We start from the raw sequence: 23,646 nt of genomic DNA, 5'->3' as shown, positions 1-23,646 counted from the left end.
GAGCGATACGCTGATGGTTCACTCATCCCAAATCAAGATCCCCGCCACCTACATGCGCGGCGGGACCAGCAAGGGCGTATTCTTCCGGCTACAGGACCTGCCCGGCGCCGCGCAGCAGCCCGGTGCGGTGCGTGACGCGTTGCTGCTGCGCGTGATCGGCAGTCCCGACCCGTACGGCAAGCAGATCGACGGCATGGGCGGGGCCACGTCGAGCACCAGCAAGACCGTGATTCTGTCCCGCAGTGAGCGCCCCGACCATGACGTGGACTATTTGTTCGGACAAGTAGCAATCGACCGCCCGTTCGTCGACTGGAGCGGCAACTGCGGCAACCTGTCGGCAGCCGTCGGACCGTTTGCAATCAGCAACGGCCTGGTCGACGCGTTGCGCATCCCGCGCGACGGTATCGCCACCGTACGGATTTGGCAGGCAAATATTGGCAAGACCATCATCGCGCATGTGCCAATCGTAAACGGCGCGGTGCAGGAGACCGGTGACTTCGAACTGGATGGCGTAACCTTCCCGGCCGCGGAAGTGCCGCTCGAGTTCATGGACCCATCCGCCGGCGACGAAGACGGCGGCTCGATGTTTCCAACCGGCAACCTCGTGGACAAACTGGACATTCCGGGTATCGGCATGCTGCAAGCAACGATGATCAATGCCGGCATCCCGACGATCTTTGTCGAGGCCGAGGCGCTCGGCTACCACGGCACGGAGTTGCAAGACGTGATCAACGGCGACGCAGACGCGTTGACCAGGCTCGAGACCGTCCGCGCCCATGGCGCACTGCGCATGGGGCTCATCTCGTCTATTGACGAGATCGCGACGCGGCAGCACACGCCGAAGCTGGCGTTCGTGGCTCGACCAGCCGACTACGTCGCGTCCAATGGCAAACCGGTCGCGGCGTCTGACATCGACCTGCTGGTGCGCGCGATGTCGATGGGCAAGCTGCATCACGCGATGATGGGCACTGCCGCCGTCGCGATCGGCGCGGCGGCAGCCGTGCCCGGCACGCTGGTCAACCGCGCGGCAGGCGGCGGCGAGCGCCGCGCGGTGCGCTTCGGGCATCCGTCCGGCACGCTGCGCGTTGGCGCCGAAGCGAGCTGCGTCAACGGCGAATGGGTCGTGACCAAAGCGTTGATGAGCCGTAGCGCACGCGTGCTCATGGAGGGCTTAGTGCGCGTGCCAGCCGATACGCTGCTGCTGCGCTAGTGCGGCGCAGGCTTGTCCGGACCATGCGCCGGTGGGCTGCCGGGCGGCACGGGCTCCTGATCGCTCTGCGGCGGTAGGCGAAGGCCGACGCGGCACCCGTAGGCAAGCCGCGCTTGAATGATTGGGTTAACGACACTGGCCATGCCGCTCGCGCTGGCAGCGGTAATCGCTGGCAGCGGCGGTATCACGCCGCGCCGGCGCGCGCTGAATGCCAGCCCGGATGTCAGCCTGCCGGCGGCTCAGGATACGTCAACGTTGCGCGTCGCAGAAGATCGCCGTCACGAATGGGCCGACATGGTGGACGATCGCCGGACTGCCAGCGTGTTCGGCACGGGCCTTGACCCGCTGGGTGGCCCCCATTACCACGACGCCATAGGCTGAGTCGCCGATGGGTTTGCTCCGGCCTTGCCGGAACAAGGGATCGTCCTTCTGGTAGCCGACGACTGCGATCACCGAAAACCCGAAAGCGCGCAAGTCCGCGCCGCGTACCGGAAAAAACGCATTGACCGAGTTGTCTTCGACGCGTGATGCCTTTGGGCCGATCAAGCCCTCGTCCACCAACGGCGCAATGAAATCATGGGCACGCAACTGGCACGCTAGCGCATCATCGAGCGAGCGGCTGGCCATGCGCGTGCCATCGGCCGCGTCCGCGCAAGCCTGTCCACACAACGCGGCGAAGGCCATGCCGGCGAATATGATGCGATAGCCGAGTAAGCGCATGATTCCGATCAGTGAAGTAGTACGCATGCCACGCGTCCATAAAGGTGTGCAGTTTACTCGAACCAATACCTTACCGCATCGCGCCCGCCAGTGTAGCGACACAACGCACCGAAGCAGGTTCACAGCGGCGCGTCGTAGACGTACGGGGTCGTGTCCGGCCCCCATGCACCGGCACGAGCCACTACGCGCTGCTGCACGCGTTCACCGACTGCCACACTTTGCAGCGCGGGCCACCCTCGAGCCGAACGAGCGCGGCTATTCTCGCCACACGCTCCGGCAAGCTGAGAAACGCAAAATTGATCTCGCTGCGCCAAATGCTGGCTAGCCCTTGTCTCACGCAAAGTCATATTGACTTACCCTGGATGAAACCGGTTGCTTGCAAAAACGCGGCGGGGGACAGCACCGCCTTACAACCTGCCCGACGTTCAAGTGTACCGCCATTCGCAACTTCGCTACGCCTGGGACCATTTGTGTCGGATGCACGTATGCACGGCCAAGTCGCGGTCGCTCCTGTGTGAGCGACACGACACGCACCTTGACCAATTTCACCGCCTCGGCTTTAAGTGCGTTGCTAAACCGCTTTATCTTCTTCATTCACTCCTTGGGCTTGCTGGCTCTCCCATTTGTCTAGCTTACAGGCTAGGATGGAAGCAATCGCGGCCGTGGGCTCTGGCTTAAGCATTTCTCCATGACTACAGTGAACGTCATGAACCTCTATCTTCCCGAGCACATACGGTCTCCACGCATCAGGCTTGACTAGCGGTTCACATCCCGCCTCTGCTACCGTGGCTCGAAACAATAGCGCATCACCGCCATACTGCGATGGAGAATAATCTCTTACGATACGCACATTATTCTTTGCGATTTCCTCAGTGTTTTCCAATAAACGCTCATCCATCGCCGAAACTAATTCGTTGCCATAGTGGGCGGCAAACACCTCTCTCACCATCGCCTGGTCAACTTGATTTCCTTGCTCTTCAAAAGCTTTGCCCGCAAAAGGGGAGCTATCCAGTAACGCCAGCAACGCCACTTTTTCGCCTTGGTGTTCGAGGCGCACAGCCATGCTATGCGCCACATTGCCGCCGAGGCTCCATCCTAATAAGCAGTAAGGCCCTTTGGGCTGAACGCAGCGCATTTGCTCAAGATAGTCTGACACCATCTCGTCAAGCGTAGACGCAAGCGGGCTTGCTCCATCAAACCCGCGAGCCTGCAAGCCATAAAGGGGCTGATCCGGAGGAAGATAGTTGGACAGACCCATATAGCTCCAGCTCAAACCCAATCCGGGATGAATGCAGAAAAGAGCAGGACGGCTACCTGTGGGTTTAAGAGGAAGTAGAACGGAAAACGAGTCTCCTTGCATCTTGTCATGCTTAACTAAATGACGTGCTAAGCCTGCAAGGGTGGGTGCCTCAAACAGCGTGCGAATGGCGAGTTCCACCCCTAGCACATTACGAACCCGGCTCATCAGGCGCATGGCCAGCAGCGAGTGACCCCCGAGTACAAAAAAGCTGTCGTGCCGACCGACACGTTCGACACCCAATAGCTCGGCCCAGATCGCCGCGAGCGTCGTCTCCAGCTCGCCTTGCGGCGCTTCATACGCTTGATGCGCCAGCGCCGCGTCATCCGGCTCAGGCAGTGCACGCCGATCAAGCTTGCCGTTCGGTGTCAGCGGAAACGCATCGAGCCGCACAAATGCGCTAGGCATCATATACTCGGGCAGGCTCGCCGCCACCTGTGCACGCAGTGTGCTCGCCAATGCCTCGTCCGCTTCGGCTTGCACATACGCGACGAGCCGCTTATCCGAGCCCTCACCGGTTGCCAGCACCACCGCATCACGCACCTGCGGGTGCGCGGTTAAGCACGCTGCGATCTCCCCCGGTTCAATCCGAAAGCCGCGGATCTTCACTTGCTCATCGTTGCGCCCCACAAACTCTAGGTTGCCATCCGGCCGGTAACGCGCCAAATCCCCAGTCTTATACAGCCGTGCATCGGCTTCACTTGAAAATGGATCCGGCACAAAGCGCTCGGCGGTCAGCGCCGGACGGTTTAGATAGCCCCGTGCCACCCCGGCGCCACCAAGATACAACTCACCGACCGCACCCAGTGGCACCGACTGGCCGTGCGCATCGAGCAGATAAACGCACGTATTCGCTATCGGCCGGCCAATCGGGATGCTGGCGTTTCTTCCCGGCACGGACGTGATCTTGTAAGTCGTCGCAAACGTGGTGCTCTCGGTTGGACCATAACCGTTGATCAGCTGCTCAGGAGGTGACTCGCGCATCACTTGCGCAACCCACCTCGCATCCAACACGTCTCCTCCGACAATTAATGTTTTCAGTTGAGAGAAAGCCGTGCCCACCTGCGCGGCCATCTGATTGAACAAGCCAACGGTGAGCCATAAGATGCTGATGCGCTGTTCGCGCAAAGTGTGCGCAAACGCAGCGGGCATCAGCACCGTGTCATGATCGATCACCACAACGGTGGCGCCATTTAACAGCGGTGCCCACACTTCAAATGTGCTCGCATCGAAAGCCGGGTTCGCTGCGAACGCCACACGATCATCGGTGCCAATGTCAACAAAGTCATTGTTGATGACCAACCGCGCAATCGCATGATGCGGCACCATCACGCCCTTGGGCGTGCCGGTCGAGCCCGACGTATAGATCACATACGCCAGATGCCGGGCCGTCGACTCGGCTACCGATGGATTCGTGTCCGGCCATGCTGGCAGGGTGGCCGGATCGAGCACCGTGCAGGACGCGAGTGCCGCCTCGCCCAACGCAGCGCGTCCAGCTGCATCCGCCAGCACAATCGTCGGGGCCGCATCGGCAAGGATGTACGCCAAGCGCTCACCCGGATACGCCGGATCCAACGGCACATACGCGCCCCCGGCTTTGAGGATCGCCAGCAGGCCGACGACCAGCGCCGGTGAACGCTCGACGCAGATCGCCACCCGGGTGTCTGGCTTGACGCCTAACTCGATCAACTGATGCGCGAGACGATTGGCTTGTGCGTTCAGCTGCGCATAACTGAACGTTTGGTCTTCATACACCAGCGCCGTCGCATCAGGCGTGTGCTCGACCTGCGCTTCGAATAGCTGGTGCACGCACCAGTGCGATGGATACGCCTGCTGCGTCGCATTCCATGTCTGCAGTAGCAACTGACGCTCGTTTGGCCCCAGTATCTGAAGCGTTGCGACCGGCTGTTTTGGGCGAGCCACCATGGCGCGTAACATCGTCTGCAGATACCCAACGTGCCGCTCGATCGTGGATCGCTCGAACAGCGCCGTCGCATACCCTAAGCTGCCGATGATCTCCTCGCCTGCCTCAGATAAGTGCAGCTCGAGATCAAACTTCACTGCGTCATACTCCAGCTCAGCCGACGTGGCCGTGAGTCCAGGTAAGCGCCACTCACCTGGCTCATGGTTCTGCCACGCCAACATCACTTGAAACAGCGGCGTATGATTCAATCGACGCGGCGGCTGCACAATCTCCACCACTTGCTCAAACGGCAGATCCTGGTGTGCTTGTGCGTCCAGCGTCGTGCGCCGTGCGCGCGCCAGCAGCTCCGCAGTATCAGGTTCGTCCGACAGATCCACGCGCAACGCCAGCGTATTGACAAAAAAACCAATCAACGGCTCGATCTGGCGGTGGTTACGATTCGCGCTGGGCGTGCCGATGACCACATCACACTGGCCTGACAGGCGCGCGAGTACCGCACTCCATGCGGCAAGCACCGTCATAAATAGCGTCGTGCCATGCTCACCGCTTAAGTGCTTGAGCGCTTGCGTGGTCGATGCATCAATACGCACCGGCACCTGTGCACCGGCAAACGACTGTTGCGCCGGGCGCGGCCGATTAGTCGGTAGTTCTAGTAGCACCGGCGCATCGGCTAGCTTCGCGCGCCAATAGTCACTTTGCGCCTGCAGCCGCTCACCCGTGAGCCACTGTCGCTGCCACGCCGCATAGTCCGGATACTGAACCGCCAGCGGCGGCAGCGGATCGGCTTGCGCGCCGACGCTCGCCGCGTACAGCGCGCTTAACTCGCGCGTGAGCACCCCGATTGACCAGCCGTCCGACACAATATGGTGTTGCGTGAGCAGCACCACGTGTTCGTCATCGGCCACTTGAATGCCGCACGCATGGATCAATGGGCCCTGCGCCAGATCAAACGGCGCGTGCGCGGCTTCGTGACGCAAGCGGGCCAGTTGCGCCTGCGCATCGGGCTCCCCGCGCAGATCATGCCAGCGCAGCGGCACACCCGTGTCCGCCGGCAACAATTGCACCTGCGGCTTTCCCTCGACGCTCACAAACGTCGAGCGCAGCGCTTCATGACGCGCCAAGAGCGCATCCAATGCCTGCTGCCATGCGGCTCGATCAAGCGGCCCGCGCACATGCAGCGCCAGCGGAATATGATACGTGTCACTAACCCCATCGAGCTGCGCGAGGAACCACAGCCGCTGCTGGGCGAACGACAGCGGCAAACTGCCTTCGCGCGACACCGGCGTGATCTCGGGCAGCGTATCGGGGCCTTGTTGCCAGTGGGCTTCAAGCGCCGCGGCAAACGCGGCCAACGTGGGCGTCGCGAACAAGGTCGCCAGCGGCACGTCAGCGCCCAGCCATCTGACCCGGTTCATCAACCGTACTGCCAACAGCGAATGCCCCCCGAGCGCAAAGAAGCTGTCGTGCCGACCGACCTGCTTCACACCCAATAGCTCGGCCCAGATCTCAGCGAGCGTCGCCTCGAGCTCGCCTTGCGGCGCTTCATACGCTTGATGCGCCAGCGCGGCGTCATCCGGTGCCGGCAATGCACGCCGATCAAGCTTGCCGTTGGGCGTCAGCGGCCACGCATCGAGCCGCACAAACGCACTGGGCACCATATACTCGGGCAGCCTCGCCGCCATCTGTGCGCGCAGTGTGCTCGCCAATTGCTCATCCGCTTCGGCTTGCACATACGCCACGAGCCGCTTATCCGAGCCTTCACCGGTTGCCAGCACCACCGCATCACGCACCTGCGGGTGTTGTATGAGGCACGCCGCAATCTCCCCCGGTTCAATGCGAAAGCCGCGAATCTTCACTTGGTCATCGTTGCGACCCACAAACTCCAGATTGCCGTCCGGTCGGTAACGCGCCAGATCTCCGGTCTTATACAGCCGCGCATCCGCGTCCTCTGAGAACGGATCCGGCACAAAGCGCTCGGCGGTCAGCGCCGGGCGGTTCAGATAGCCGTGTGCCACCCCGGCGCCACCAAGATACAACTCACCGACCGCACCCAGTGGCACCGGCTGGCCATACGCATCGAGCAGATAAACGCACGTATTCGCTATCGGCCGGCCAATCGGGATGCTGGCGTTTCTTCCCGGCACGGACGTGATCTTGTAAGTCGTCGCAAACGTGGTGCTCTCGGTTGGACCATAACCGTTGATCAGCTGCTCAGGAGGTGACTCGCGCATCACTTGCGCAACCCACCTCGCATCCAACACGTCTCCTCCGACAATTAATGTTTTCAGTTGAGAGAAAGCCGTGCCCACCTGCGCGGCCATCTGATTGAACAAGCCAACGGTGAGCCATAAGATGCTGATGCGCTGTTCGCGCAAAGTGTGCGCAAACGCAGCGGGCATCAGCACCGTGTCATGATCGATCACCACAACGGTGGCGCCATTTAACAGCGGTGCCCACACTTCAAATGTGCTCGCGTCGAAAGCCGGGTTCGCTGCGAACGCCACACGATCATCGGTGCCAATGTCAACAAAGTCATTGTTGATGACCAACCGCGCAATCGCACGATGCGGCACCATCACGCCCTTGGGCGTGCCGGTCGAGCCCGACGTATAGATCACATACGCCAGATGCCGGGCCGTCAGCGCGGCTACCGACGGATTCGTGTCCGGTAATGCCGGCAGGGTAGCCGGATCAAGCACCGTGCAGGACGCGAGTGCCGCCTCGCCCAACGCAGCGCGTCCAGCTGCATCCGCCAGCACAATCTTCGGTGCCGCATCCGCCAGAATATGCGCCAAGCGCTCGCCTGGGTAGCTCCGATCGAGCGGCACATACGCGCCACCCGCTTTTAAAATCGCCAACAACCCCACGACCAGCGCGGCACTGCGCTGCACGCAGATCGCCACCCGTGCGTCCGGCCTGACACCTAACTCAATCAATTGGTGCGCCAAGCGGTTGGCTTGGGTGTTCAGCTGCGCATAACTCAACGTTTGGTCTTTAAACACCAGCGCCGGCGCTTCGGGGGTATGCTCGACCTGCGCTTCGAATAACTGGTGCACGCACCGATGTTTTGGATACGCCTGCTGCGTCGCGTTCCACGTGTTAAGCAGCAACTCGCGCTCCGCCTCGGGCAGCACCTGCAGCTGCTGCACTGCAGTGTCGGGTGTCGCTTCGAGCGCGTCGGCCAAGCTGTGTAGCGCCTGTTGCATATACGCGCACACTCGCTCCGGATCCAGCGACGGCACGCTCTGGGCCGTTAGCCCCAGCGCCTGCCCGAAGTCCTCGACCGACAGTGTTAGCGGGTAATTGGTGCGCTCCTGCGCGCTCAAGAGTTCAACACCCGGTAGCCCGCTACGCGCGCTTGAATCCATCGCATTGTGCCGGTAATTGAACAGCGCACTAAAGAGCGGCGTGCCCGCTGGCACGCCACTGCAGCGCTGCGCGAGCGCCAGCGACGCGTGCTCATGCTCGAGCAACGCAGCCAGCCGCGCGTGCGTCGCATGCACAGCGGCTTGCACACTGCCGTCCAGGTCCACCCGCAGCGGCAGCGTATTGATAAAGAGCCCCATCGCACGGTCGGCACCCTCACCTGCTTGCATGCGCCCGAACAGCACGGTGCCCAATACCACGCGTTGCTGGCCGCTCGCACGGGCGAGCACCTGCGCCCACGCCAAGTGACACAGGCTCGCTAAACTCACGCCTAGGCGCTTTGCCTGCACACGCAGTTGATCGTTCAACGCCGGCGGCAGCATCCGGCGTGACTCGCTCACTTCACTGCCGTCGTGCTGTACCTGCGCGAGCCCAAACGGCAAGGTCGGCTCCACATCCGCGAGCAGCTCGGTAAAAAAGTGTTCGTGTTCGGCTTGGCTCACGCCCAGCCTGGCTTGCGCGACCAGATCGCGGAACGGCTGCGCCGGCGGCAGCATGTCGCCTCGACCTTCGATGAATGCGCGCACTTCCGCATGCATCACTTCCAGCGTCGAGTGATCAATGATCAGATGGTGCAGCCGCTGCATGAGTAGCCAGCGGCCCTCATTGTCTTGTGCGATCGCACCGTGCAGCAGCGGCGCTTGCGTCAGCGCCAAGCGCGTGTGACGCGGATCAAAGCGCCGCGCCAATTGTTCTGCGATCGGCCCGTCAGCGGCGTCCAACGTCAGCTCGGTCACCGGCAGCCGCGCGTGACGCCATACCACTTGCGCGGGCATGGACAGCCCTTCCCACACGAACGCGGTGCGCAAAATATCGTGACGATCGATCACTTGCTGCAGCGCGTGCAGATACTGGTCAAGCCGCGCTCGCGTGTCAAAGGCCAGCTGCTGCATTAGCAAATACGGATCACCTGTGCTGGACAGCAGATGGTGAAACAGCAGCCCGTCTTGCAGCGGCGACAGCGCATAAATGTCTTGGATATTGGCTACGCCCTGCGGCACCTGCTCGACAATCTTGTCAATGTCCGCTTGCGTCAGCTCAATGAGCGGCAGCATCGACGGCGTAATCGCACTCGTGTCGGGTGTGATCACGTTGGGCGGCACCACCACGTCACAATGCTGGCCCAACGACCGGGCCAGCGCGCTAAGCACCGGCATGTCGAACAGCGCGCGCACGGACAACCCGATTCCCCGGCGCCGCAAGCGCTCAATCAACTGCACCGCGAGCAGCGAGTGCCCCCCGAGTGCAAAGAAGCTGTCGTGCCGACCGACCTGCTTCACACCCAATAGCTCGGCCCAGATCGCCGCCAGCGTCGTCTCGAGTTCGCCTTGCGGCGCTTCATACGCTTGGCGCGCCAGCGCCGCGTCATCCGGTGCGGGCAGCGCACGCCGATCGAGCTTGCCGTTCGGTGTCAGCGGAAACGCGTCGAGCCGCACAAATGCGCTAGGCACCATATACTCGGGCAGCCTCGCCGCCACCTTTGCGCGCAGCGTGCTCGCCAGTGGCTCATCCGCTTCGGCCTGCACATACGCCACCAGCCGCTTAGCCGAGCCTTCACCGGTTGCCAGCACCACCGCATCATGCACTTGCGGATGCGCCGTTAAGCACGCTGCGATCTCGCCTGGTTCAATCCGAAAGCCGCGGATCTTCACTTGCTCATCGTTGCGTCCCAAGAATTCTAGGTTGCCGTCCGGTCGATAACGCGCCACATCCCCGGTCTTATACAGCCGCGCATCGGGCTCAATCGAGAACGGATCCGGCACAAAGCGCTCGGCGGTCAGCGCCGGACGGTTCAGATAGCCCCGTGCCACCCCGGCACCACCAATATACAACTCACCGACCGCACCCAATGGCACCGGCTGCCCATGCGCATCGAGCAGATAGATCGTTAGATCCGGAATCCGTGTGCCCACCGGACTGCCCGCTTGCTCGCTGTCTTGCTGCCGAAGTGGCCGATACGTCACATGCACGGTCGCTTCGGTAATCCCATACATGTTGATCAATTGCGGATGACGTTCGTCGTGCGTCGCATACCACGCCTGTAAGCTCGTCGGCTCGAGCGCCTCCCCGCCCAAGATCACATAGCGTAATTGATCGGATACAGCGCTGTGTGCTTGGCTGGCCATCAACGCTTTAAACGCACTGGGGGTCTGATTTAATACGGTGACACCCTGCTCACAAATCAACTGGTAAAAAGCGTCGGCAGAGCGGGCAATCGAATGGGGCACGATGACAAGCTTGCCACCGTAACGCAGTGCGCCCCACAGCTCCCAGACCGAGAAATCGAACGCAAACGAGTGAAACAGGCACCAAGTATCATGCTCGTTAAAGCCATACCACGGTTGCGTCGCCTCGAACAGCCGCACCACTTGCGCATGTTCGACCATCACGCCCTTGGGCATACCGGTCGAGCCCGACGTATAGATCACATACGCCAGATGCCGGGCCGTCAGGCCCGCCACCGACGGGTTCGTGTCCGGCAACGCCGGCAATATGGTGGGATCGAGCACCGTACACTCGGCCAGCGCCGCGTCGCCCAACACAGCGCGCCCGGCTGCATCCGCGAGCACAATCTTCGGGGCCGCATCAGCGAGAATGTGCGTCAAGCGCTCGCTCGGATAGCTCGGATCGAGCGGCACATACGCGCCCCCCGCTTTTAAAATCGCCAGCAGCCCCACAACCAGTGCGGCACTGCGCTGCACGCAGATCGCCACGCGCGCATCGGGCTTGACACCTCCCTCAATCAGCTGGTGTGCCAAGCGATTGGCCTGTGCATTCAGCTGCGCATAACTCAACGTTTGGTCTTTAAACACCAGCGCCGGCGCTTCGGGGGTATGCTCGACCTGCGCTTCGAACAACTGGTGGATGCATAAGTGCGATGGATACGCCTGCTGCGTCGCGTTCCACGTGTCAAGCAACAACTGGCGCTCCGCCTCGGGCAGAACCTGCAACTGCTGCACTGCGGTGTCGGGCGTCGCTTCAAGCGCGTCGGCCAAGCTGTGCAGCGCCTGCTGCATATACGCGCACACTCGCTCAGGCTCTAGCGACGGCACGCTCTGAGCCGTTAGCCCCAACGACTGCCCGAAGTCCTCGACCGACAGTGTTAGCGGGTAATTGGTGCGCTCCTGCGCGCTCAAGAGTTCAACACCCGGTAGCCCGCTACGCGCGCTTGAATCCATCGCATTGTGCCGGTAATTGAGCAGCGCACTAAAGAGCGGTGTGTCCGCCGGCACGCCGCTGCAGCGCTGTGCGAGCGCCAGCGACGCGTGCTCGTGTTCCAGCAACACCGCCAGCCGCGCGTGCGTGCTCCGCACACACGCCCGCACACTGCCGTCCAGGTCCACGCGCAGCGGCAGCGTATTAATAAAGAGCCCCATCGCACGATCGGCTCCGCTACCGGCTTGCATTCGACCAAACAGCACCGTGCCAAACACTACCTGTGACTGGTCGCTCGCGCGGGCGAGCACCTGCGCCCATGCCAAGTGGCACAGGCTCGCTAAACTCACGCCTAGGCGCCGCGCGTGCTCACGCAGCCGATCGTTCAACGCCGACGGCAGCATCCGGTATGACTCGCTCACTTCACTGCCGTCGCGCTGTACCTGTGCGAGCCCAAACGGCAAGGTCGGCTCCTCAATGTCCGCAAGCTGCTCAGTGAAGAAACGCTCGTGCTCAGCTTGGCTCACGCCAAGCTTGGCTTGCGCGACCAGATCGCGGAACGGCTGCGCCGGCGGCAGCATGTCGCCTCGACCCTCGATGAATGCGCGCACTTCCGCGTACATCACTTCCATCGTCGAGTGATCAATGATCAGATGGTGCAGCCGCTGCATGAGCAGCCAGCGCCCCTCACTATCCTGGGCGATCGCACAGTGCAGCAGCGGCGCTTGCGTCAGATCCAAGCGTGTGTGACGCGGATCAAAGCGCCGCGCCAATTGCTCGGCGATCGGCCCGTCAGCGGCATCCAACGTCAGCTCGGTGACCGGCAGCCGCGCGTGACGCCATACCACTTGCGCAGGCATGGACAGCCCTTCCCAGACAAACGCAGTGCGCAACATATCGTGGCGATCGATCACCTGCTGCAGCGCGTACAGATATTGGTCAAGCCGCTCGCGCGTGTCAAAGGCCAGCTGCTGCATTAGCAAATACGGATCACCTGTGCTGGACAGCAGATGGTGAAACAGCAGCCCGTCTTGCAGCGGCGACAGCGCATAAATGTCTTGGATATTGGCTACGCCCTGCGGCACCTGCTCGACAATCTTGTCAATGTCCGCTTGCGTTAGCTCAATGAGCGACAGCATCGATGGCGTAATCGCAGTGGTGTCGGGCGTGATCACGTTCGCAGGCACCACCACGTCACGGCGCTGGCCCAACGTCTGCGCCAATGCACTGAGCGTCGGCGTGTCGAACAGCGCGCGCACGGATAACCCGACTCCCTGACGCCGCAAGCGCTCAATCAACTGCACCGCGAGCAGCGAGTGGCCGCCGAGCGCAAAGAAGCTGTCGTGCCGGCCCACACGTTCGACACCCAATAGCTCCGCCCAGATCACCGCCAGCGTCGTCTCGAGCTCGCCTTGCGGCGCTTCATACGCTTGGCGCGCCAGCGCCGCGTCATCCGGTGCGGGCAGCGCACGCCGATCGAGCTTGCCGTTCGGTGTCAGCGGAAACGCGTCCAGCCGCACAAATGCACTGGGCACCATATATTCGGGCAATGCTGCCGCCACCTGCGCGCGCAGCGTGCTCGATAGCGCGTCATCGGGATCGGCCACCACATACGCGACCAGCCGCTTGTTCTGCCCTTCGCCCAACGCCAGCACCACCGCCTCGCGCACCTGCGGGTGCGCCGTTAAGCACGCTGCGATCTCGCCTGGTTCAATCCGAAAGCCGCGGATCTTCACTTGCTCATCGTTGCGTCCCAAATACTCCAGATTGCCGTCCGGTCGGTAACGCGCCACATCACCGGTCTTATACAGCCGCGCATCCGCGTCCTCTGAGAACGGATCCGGCACAAAGCGCTCAGCGGTCAGCGCCGGGCGGTTCAGGTAGCCCCGTGCCACCCCGGCACCACCAATGTACAGTTCCCCCATTGCGCCCAGCGGCACCGGCTGCCCGTGCTCATCGAGCAGATAAATCTTCAGGTCTGGGATCCGTACGCCAATCGGATTACCCGCTTGCTTACTGTCCTGTTGTCGAAGTGGCCGATACGTCACATGCACAGTCGCTTCGGTAAGCCCATACATGTTGACCAATTGCGGATGACGCTCGTCGTGCGTCGCATACCACGCCTGTAAGAGCGTCGGCTCCAGCGCCTCCCCGCCCAAGATCACATAGCGTAATTGATCCGACAAAGCGCTGTGTACTTGGCTGGCCATCAACGCTTTAAACGCACTGGGGGTCTGATTTAATACGGTGACACCCTGCTCACAGATCAACTGGTAAAAAGCGTCGGCAGAGCGAGCAATCGAATGGGGCACGATGACAAGCTTGCCACCGTAACGCAGTGCGCCCCACAGCTCCCAGACCGAGAAATCGAACGCAAACGAGTGAAACAGGCACCAAGTATCATGCTCGTTAAAGCCATACCACGGTTGCGTCGCCTCGAACAGCCGCACCACTTGCGCATGTTCGACCATCACGCCCTTGGGCATACCGGTCGAGCCCGACGTATAGATCACATACGCCAGATGCCGGGCCGTCAGGCCCGCCACCGACGGGTTCGTGTCCGGCAACGCCGGCAGGGTGGCTGGATCGAGCACCGTGCATGACGCGAGCGCCGCCTCGCCCAACGCAGCGCGCCCGGCCGCATCTACGAGCACCATGTTCGGTCCCGCATCGGCGAGAATGTGCACCAAGCGCTCGCCTGGGTAGCTCGGATCGAGCGGCACATACGCGCCCCCCGCTTTCAAAATCGCCAGCAGCCCCACGACCAGCGCGGCACTGCGCTGCATGCAGATTGCCACCCGTACATCGGGCTTGACGCCCAACTCGATCAACTGGTGCGCGAGGCGATTGGCCTGTGCGTTCAGCTGCGCATAACTGAACGTTTGATCTTCATACACCAGCGCCGTCGCATCAGGCGTGCGCTCGACCTGCGCCTCAAACAACTGGTGCACGCACCAGTTCGACGGATACGCCTGCTGCGTCGCGTTCCACGTGTTAAGCAGCAACTCGCGCTCCGCCTCGGGCAGCACCTGCAGCTGCTGCACTGCAGTGTCGGGTGTCGCTTCGAGCGCGTCGGCCAAGCTGTGCAGCGCCTGCTGCATATACACGCACACTCGCTCCGGCTCCAGCGACGGCACACTCTGGGCCGTTAGCCCCAACGACTGCCCATCATCGTCCACTGACAGCCCGATGGGGTAATTGGTGCGCTCCTGCGCGCTCAACAGTTCCACACCCGGTAGCCCACTGCGCTCATCCAAGCCCATTGCATTGTGCCGGTAATTGAACAGCGCACTAAAGAGCGGCGTGTCCGCTGGCACACCGCTGCAGCGCTGCGCGAGCGCCAGCGACGCATGCTCATGTTCCAACAGCGCGGCCAAGCGCGCGTGCGTGCTCCGCACACACGCCTGCACACTGCCGTCCAAGTCCACGCGCAGCGGCAGCGTATTAATAAAGAGCCCCATCGCACTGTCAGCGCCTTCACCGGCTTGCATGCGTCCGAACAGCACGGTGCCAAACACTACGCGTTGTTGGCCGCTCGCGCGGGCGAGTACCTGCGCCCACGCCAAGTGGCATAAGCTTGCCAAACTCACGCCCAGGCGCCGCGCGTACGCGCGCAGCCGATCGTTCAACGCTTGGGGCAGCATCCGGTGGGACTCGCTCACTTCACTGCCGTCGCCCTGTACCTGCGCGAGCCCAAACGGCAGGGTCGGCTCCACGTCAGCGAGCAGCTCGGTAAAAAAGTGTTCGTGTTCGGCTTGGCTCACGCCCAGCCTCGCTTGCGCGACCAGATGGCGGAACGGCCGCGCCGGCAGCAAGGTGTCGCCTCGCCCCTCGATGAATGCGCGCACCTCCGCATGCATCACTTCCAGCGTCGAGTGATCAATGATCAGATGGTGCAGCCGCTGCATGAGCAGCCAGCGACCTTCACTATCCTGGGCGATCGCACAGTGCAGCAGCGGCGCTTGCGTCAGCTCCAAGCGCGTGTGACGCGGATCAAAGCGCCGCGTCAATTGCTCGGCGATCGGCCCGTCAGCGGCATCCAGCGTCAGCTTGGTGACCGGCAACTGTGCGTAGCGCCACACCACTTGCGCGGGTGTGGACACGCCCTCCCACACGAACGCGGTGCGCAAAATATCGTGGCGATCGATCACCTGCTGCAGTGCATGCAAATATTGGTCAAGCCGCTCACGACTGTCGAAAGCCAGCTGCACCATCAGCAGATACGGATCGCTGTCGGGCGCGAGTAGATGGTGAAACAGCAGTCCATCTTGCAGCGGCGACAGCGCATAAATGTCTTGGATATTGGCTACGCCACCGGGCACCTGCTTGACGATCCGGTCAATGTCCGCTTGCGTCAGCTCAATGAGCGGCAACATCGACGGCGTAATTGCCGTCGTGTCGGGCGTGATCACGTTGGGCGGCACCACCACGTCACGGCGCTGACCCAACGTCTGCGCCAACGCACTGAGCGTCGGCGCCTCAAACAGCAGCCGCACCGACACACTCAAACCCCGACACCGCAGGCGCTCAATGAGCTGCACCGCGAGCAGCGAGTGGCCCCCGAGCGCAAAAAAACTGTCGTGCCGGCCCACACGTTCGACACCCAATAACTCCGCCCAGATCGTCGCGAGCGTCGTCTCCAGCTCGCCTTGCGGCGCTTCATACGCTTGATGCGCCAGCGCCTCGTCATCCGGGGCGGGCAGCGCATGCCGGTCGAGCTTGCCATTAGGCGTCAGCGGCCACGCGTCGAGCCGCACAAACGCACTGGGGATCATATACTCAGGCAGGCGAGCCGAGACATGTGCCCGCAAGGTACTGACTAAGGCTTCATCGGGCTGGGCCACCACATATGCGACCAGACGTTTATCCTGACCTTCGCCTGTTGCCAACACCACCGCATCACGCACCTGCGGGTGCGCCGTTAAGCACGCTTCGATCTCACCCGGTTCAATGCGAAAACCGCGGATCTTCACTTGCTCATCGTTGCGTCCCAAATACTCCAGATTGCCGTCCGGTCGGTAACGCGCTAAATCACCGGTTTTATACAGCCGGGCACCCGCGTCATCGGAGAACGGATCCGGCACAAAGCGCTCAGCGGTCAGCGCCGGGCGGTTCAGGTAGCCACGGGCCACCCCCGCACCTCCAATATACAACTCACCGACCGCACCCAGTGGCACCGGTTGACCGTGCGCGTCAAGCAGATAAACGCGCGTGTTGGCAATCGGCCGGCCGATGCTCTCAACCAATGTCTCACCACGCTGCATCGGCCGCCACGTCGAATAGGTGGTGCTCTCCGAAGGGCCATAAAGGTTACAGAGACGCTGGATGGGCGTTTGCTCAAAGATTTGCTTAATGAAGCGCGCTGTCAGCGGCTCACCCGCCACGTTAATCGTGGTGGCCGAAGATAGGTTAGCCCGATGCGCCAGCAGGGACTGCAGTGCGAAAGGCACCGTATTAATCAGCGAGACAGGCTGCGTCTGATGCATTAAAACCAATGCGTCCTTGACCAAGTGAACAGTCGAGCCTTGCGCAAGCGGCACAAAGCACTCATAGACGGACAGGTCAAAACTGATTGAGGTAGCAAATAGCGTATGTTGCGTCTCCAAGGGCGTAAAGGTTTGCACTGCCCAGCATAAGAAATTGACGGTTTGGGCATGTTCGACCATCACGCCTTTTGGAGTGCCGGTCGAGCCAGACGTGTAGATTACATACGCCAGGTGCCGGGCCGTCAGGCCTACCACCGAGGGATTCGTGTCCGGCCATGCCGGCAGGATGGCCGGATCGAGCACCGTGCAGGACGCGAGTGCCGCCTCGCCCACCGCAGCGCGCCCGGCCGCATCCGCGAGCACAATGTTCGGTGCCGCATCGGCAAGAATGTGCGCCAAGCGCTCGCCTGGGTAGCTCGGATCGAGCGGCACATACGCGCCACCCGCTTTCAAAATCGCCAGCACCCCCACGACCAGCGCGACACTGCGCTGCACGCTGATTGCCACCCGTACATCGGGCTTGACGCCCAACTCAATCAACTGGTGCGCGAAACGATTGGCTTGTGCGTTCAGCTGCGCATAGCTCAACGTTTGATCTTCAAACACCAGCGCTGGCGCCTCGGGCGTGCGCTCGACCTGCGCTTCGAATAGCTGGTGCACACACCGATGTTTCGGATACGCCTGCTGCGTCGCGTTCCACGTGCTAAGCAGCAACTGGCGCTCGGCCGGTGACAACAATTCAAGCGTGGCGACCAGCTGCTGGGGGCAAGCCACCATGGCGCGTAACATCGTCTGCAGATACCCGACGTGCCGCTCAATCGTGGATCTCTCGAACAGCGCCGTCGCATACCCTAAGCTGCCGATGATCTCGTCACCTGCCTCAGATAAGTTCAGCTCAAGATCGAACTTGGCTATGTCATACTCCAGCTCAGCCGGCGTGGCCGTGAGCCCGGGTAGACGCCACTCGCCTGGTTCATTGTTCTGCCACGCCAACATCACTTGAAACAATGGCGTATGGTCGAGCCGACGCGGCGGTTGCACAATCTCCACTACTTGCTCAAACGGCAGATCTTGATGCGCTTGCGCGTCCAACGTCGTGCGCCGCACGCGCGCAAGCAATTCGCTCGTATCGAGCTCGCCCGACAAATCCACGCGCAACGCCAGCGTATTAACAAAAAAACCAATCAACGACTCGATCTGGCGGTGGTTACGATTAGCGCTGGGCGTGCCGATGACCACGTCGTGCTGGCCCGACAGGCGCGACAGCACCACGCTCCACGCGGCGAGCACCGTCATAAATAGCGTCGTGCCATGCTCACCGCTCAAGCGCTTCAGTGCACGCGTGGTTTGCACATCGATCTGCACCGACACGTGTGCGCCGGCAAACGACTGTTGTGCCGGGCGCGGCCGGTCGGTCGGTAGTTCCAGCAGCACCGGCGCGTCAGCCAGCGTCGCGCGCCAATAGTCGCTTTGTGCCTGCAGCCGCTCGCCCGTGAGCCACTGTCGCTGCCACGCTGCATAATCCGGATACTGAACTGCCAATGGCGGCAACGGATCCGGTTGGCTTCTACAGGCGGCCATGTATAGCGCATTCAATTCACGCACCAGCACCCCGATCGACCAGCCGTCCGATACGATATGGTGTTGCGTGAGTAACATCACATATTCGTCGTCGGCCACTTGAATGCCGCACGCGTGGATCAACGGACCCTGCGCCAGATCGAACGGCGCGTGCGCAGCTTCATGACTCAAGCGTGCCAGTTGCGCCTGCGTATCCGGCACCCCGCGCAGATCATGCCAGCGCAGCGGCACGCCCCTATCCGCCGGCAGCAATTGCACCTGCGGCTGACCCTCGACGCTCACAAACGTCGAGCGCAGCGCTTCATGGCGCGCCAACAGCGCATCCAATGCCTGTTGCCAGGCCGCTCGATCAAGCGGCCCGCGCACATGCAGCGCCAGCGGAATATGATATGACTCACTGGTCCCATCGAGCTGTGCGAGGAACCACAGCCGCTGCTGGGCGAACGACAGCGGCAAACTACCTTCGCGCGACACCGGCGTGATCTCGGGCAGCATCTCGGTGCCTTGTTGCAAGTGGACTTCAAACGCCGCGGCAAACGCAGCCAACGTGGGCGTCGCGAACAACGTCGCTAGTGGCACGTCAGCACCCAGCATTCTCACCCGGTTCATCAACTGCACCGCGAGCAGCGAGTGGCCCCCAAGCGCAAAGAAGCTGTCGTGCCGACCCACACGTTCGACACCCAATAACTCGGCCCAGATCGCCGCGAGCGTCGTCTCGAGCTCGCCTTGCGGCGCTTCATACGCTCGATGCGCCAGCGCCTCGTCATCCGGCGCAGGCAGTGCACGCCGATCGAGCTTGCCGTTGGACGTCAGCGGAAACGCGTCGAGCCGCACAAATGCACTGGGCACCATATACTCGGGCAGCCTCGCCGCCACCTGTGCGCGCAGCGTGCTCGCCAGTGGCTCATCCGCTTCGGCCTGCACATACGCCACCAGCCGCTTAGCCGAACCCTCACCGGTCGCTACCACCACCGCATCACGCACTTGCGGATGCGCCGTTAAGCACGCTGCGATCTCCCCCGGCTCAATCCGAAAGCCGCGGATCTTCACTTGCTCATCGTTGCGTCCCACATACTCCAGATTGCCGTCCGGTAAATATCGCGCCACATCTCCGGTCTTATACAGCCGTGCCTCCGCTTCATCGGAGAACGGATCCGGCACAAAGCGCTCGGCGGTCAACTCCGGGCGGTTCAGGTAGCCCCGTGCCACCCCGGCACCACCAATGTACAGTTCCCCCATTGCGCCCAGCGGCACCGGCTGCCCGTGCTCATCGAGCAGATAAATCTTCAGGTCTGGGATCCGTACGCCAATCGGATTACCCGCTTGCTTACTGTCCTGTTGTCGAAGTGGCCGATACGTCACATGCACAGTCGCTTCGGTAAGCCCATACATGTTGACCAATTGCGGATGACGCTCGTCGTGCGTCGCATACCATGCCTGTAAGAGCGTCGGCTCCAGCGCCTCCCCGCCCAAGATCACATAGCGTAATTGATCCGATAAGGCGCTGTGTACTTGGCTGGCCATCAACGCTTTAAACGCACTGGGGGTCTGATTTAATACGGTGACACCCTGCTCACAAATCAACTGGTAAAAAGCGTCGGCAGAGCGAGCAATCGAATGAGGCACGATGACAAGTTTGCCGCCATAACGCAGTGCACCCCACAGCTCCCAGACCGAGAAATCGAACGCAAACGAGTGAAACAGGCACCAAGTATCATGCTCGTTAAAGCCATACCACGGTTGCGTCGCCTCGAACAGCCGCACCACTTGCGCATGTTCGACCATCACGCCCTTGGGCATACCGGTCGAGCCCGACGTATAGATCACATACGCCAGATGCCGGGCCGTCAGGCCCGCCACCGACGGGTTCGTGTCCGGCAACGCCGGCAGGGTGGCTGGATCGAGCACCGTGCATGACGCGAGCGCCGCCTCGCCCAACGCAGCGCGCCCGGCCGCATCTGCGAGCACCATGTTCGGTGCCGCATCAGCGAGGATGTGCGCCAAGCGCTCATTCGGATAGCTCGGATCGAGCGGCACATACGCGCCACCCGCTTTTAAAATCGCCAACAACCCCACGACCAGCGCGGCACTACGCTGCATACAGATCGCCACGCGCGTGTCCGGCTTGACGCCTAACTCGATCAGCTGGTGCGCGAGGCGATTGGCTTGTGCGTTCAGCTGCGCATAGCTAAACGTTTGATCTTCATACACCAGTGCCACTGCCTCGGGCGTACGCTCGACCTGCGCTTCGAACAACTGGTGCATGCATAAGTACGACGGATAGTCCCGCTGCGTCGCATTCCACTCGACCAGCAGCCGATACCGTTCGTCAGCGTCGAGCAGATCGATGCTGTCAATCGATTGCGTGGCATCGGCAGCGAGCACTTGCATGGACCGGATAAACCGGCGCTCATGCGCGTCGAGCATCTCCGCAGTGTAGCAACCAGGATTGGCATCAAAGTCGATCCGTAATTGACGGCTATTGGGTGTCCAATAGACATTGAGCATCAGATCCTCAACCGGACCCGCGAGCAGATTATGGCTCGTCGATGAATGCCCGCCAAACGACAGCGCGTAGTCAAACGGCATCACGTTGACCTTGATGCCGAAGAGCCGCTGCCCGGCCGGCAGACCAAGTAGACGCCGCAGCGCTTCGCTCGGGTAGCGTTGGTGCCGTAGCCCGCTTTGCATCGCCTGCGCGGCCTGCTGCATGAATGACGACAGGCTCATCCCTGGTCGTATTGTGAGCCGCAGTGGCAATGTATTGGACTTCATACTAGGAATATGCCGGTCTGCACCGAAGCGGGCCTTGACCGGAAGACCCAATACGACGTCTTGCTCACCCGTGAATCGATAAAGATACGCGGCCATCGCCGCCGTCATAAACTGCGTTAGCCGAGAAGCGTCCAACGCGGTGTCACCCAGCGCCTGGGTGGCCAGGTAAGTCGTCTGACGCAACCGCTGCTGTAAAGCCGGAGCGGCACGGTTGGCCAGTGTCGCAGGCTCAGGCCAATGGGCGCAGTGCTTGAGCCAATACGCTTCGTCCTTCTCCCGCTGCGCGGAGCTCTGATACTGTGCATCGCTTTCTAACAGCGTCAGTACCGAGCCCAACGTACAGGACGCGGGCTCATTCCCAGCACACAGCGCGCTATACACGTGTGCAACGCGTTGCGCGATCAGGTACTGGCCATGGCCATCCATCATGATATGGTGATAGCGCTGATACCAAAACCACTGCTCGGGCGCGACTTTCAACAATGCATACTGGAAAAGCGACCCTTGCACTAGATCCACCAGCTGTTCATAATCGGTGCGCATCCACGCCTGGGCCGCTGCCTGAGGATCGGCTTGTGTCGTGAGGTCCAGAACCGGTATTGACCACGCGGGTGTACCGATCCTCTGCCGCAACCCGTCATCGCTATCGACAAATTGCAAGCGCAGGGTGTCGGCCTCATTGATGACTTGGCGCAATGCCGCTTCAAAGACGGTCGCATCAATCACGCCATCGATCACCGTGTACTGCGCAATGTTGTAAACAGGGCTGTCTGGATGTAGTTGCTGCGCGAGCCAAACTTCGGTTTGCGCACTGGATAACGGCTGTGTAACAGGCGTGACGCTAACATCCATAACAAAGCTCCGACTCAGGCGACCAAGCGGCCTGTTAATTAATAGGTTTATCAATTAATTTCAATGCCGCACTCAGAATCTCTCGTTGTTCTTCAGGAACCACTCCGGCTTTTATGACACGTCGCGTGTAATCCTTAACCATTTACTGCGGCGATCAGGGCCATTCATCGGCACGCGTCAGTGCGCCGTTCGTATCACTTGGCTGACCAGTGATTGTGCCACGGTCAGTTTATGTCAAGCTTTAGTGGAAACATCAGGCATAACGCGCGTGAAGCTGCGCGAGAATTGGCACTACAGTGGGCCAAGCAAGACAGTTAAAACGAACAGAGCAAGCCAGTGCGTCGCACAGGCGCGGCGTCATTGGGCTCAGTGCTGGGATGCTTCTTCACCGTTCCCTCCAGACATCAATTTTATTTAGCCATACGGCTACGACAACGCACCTGTTCCCTGACCATCAGCTCGACACTCACTGCTTCACGTCTCGCAAGCACTGTGCCCAGCCACCAAGAGCCGCGATAAAAATTCAGCCAATTACTCCGTCTAACATCTATTTAAAAAACTATAGGGGCCCGTCACATAGTGTAAGCAAGCATATTACCTTTACTTAAAACGACAGATCTTGAGCGAATGAAACAATACATTAAAATTTGCAACCAAAGACCACATGATCGCCATACGAGATGGATGAAGTATGGTTTAAGGGCGTGCCTAGATCACCGTTCATGACCAGAAGAGTAAGGCTAAGCGGATACCATTGAAACTTCGATATCGCCGCGCATGACCGTACTACCGTCAATGGACAAGCAGCGTCGGTATCCCGCCCTGGCGTTGACAGAGATTTACGCCCTTGAACGAGCAGCACCCACAGTAAGCGCATTAAACTGAAGCTAGCCACCCATTTGCCTGTCACGTCTCGCAAGCAGGCTGTCGAAAGACTCGACGGGTATGCTTTACGATGAAAAAACTGAAGCGTTCCACCCGGTCCTAAAATTGGGCTGCAAGGCACACCGTTACGCACGGCAGAGCGGCTGCCTAATATCATTTCGGCACATATAACTGTCCGGCTATTAAAATGATCTTTACTAGATCAAACAAAAATAGTTCAAATAACGCTTGCTGATATATTTGGCAATTTCTTTTCAGTTAACTTGCCCATAGGACGTGCGGTGTTTCTGATACTGTGTCACCCAGGCGGGATCTTCGGGCACAGTAGCGAACG

3 protein-coding genes are annotated in these 23,646 nt (G+C 60.9%); 1 reads left to right on the top strand and 2 read right to left on the bottom strand.

Annotation, left to right across the window (positions count from 1 at the left end; translation table 11 throughout):
- Nucleotides 1–13: 13 nt before the first annotated feature.
- Nucleotides 14–1,210 (top strand): 2-methylaconitate cis-trans isomerase PrpF, encoded by a 1,197-nt coding sequence (gene prpF, locus B0B13_RS02115; RefSeq protein WP_076794123.1) that lies wholly within the window; start codon nt 14–16, stop codon nt 1,208–1,210.
- A 249-nt stretch (nt 1,211–1,459) separates the two neighbouring features.
- On the opposite strand, the gene B0B13_RS02110 is transcribed toward prpF, so the two are convergent.
- Together B0B13_RS02110 and B0B13_RS02105 are read right to left on the bottom strand one after the other, a co-directional pair.
- A complete protein-coding gene (locus tag B0B13_RS02110; RefSeq protein ID WP_076794122.1) occupies nt 1,460–1,957 on the bottom strand; it encodes a hypothetical protein in 498 nt (165 codons plus the stop codon).
- Nucleotides 1,958–2,501: 544 nt separating this feature from the next.
- Nucleotides 2,502–22,427, bottom strand: coding sequence for a non-ribosomal peptide synthetase (locus tag B0B13_RS02105; protein WP_076794120.1), 19,926 nt, complete (start codon nt 22,425–22,427; stop codon nt 2,502–2,504).
- Between the last annotated feature and the right edge of the window lie 1,219 nt (nt 22,428–23,646).

Source organism: Burkholderia sp. b14 (assembly GCF_900156195.1).
Taxonomy (GTDB): Bacteria; Pseudomonadota; Gammaproteobacteria; order Burkholderiales; family Burkholderiaceae; genus Mycetohabitans.
The sequence above is the reverse complement of the archived record's forward strand: the minus strand, read 5'-3'. Positions and strand labels throughout refer to the sequence as shown.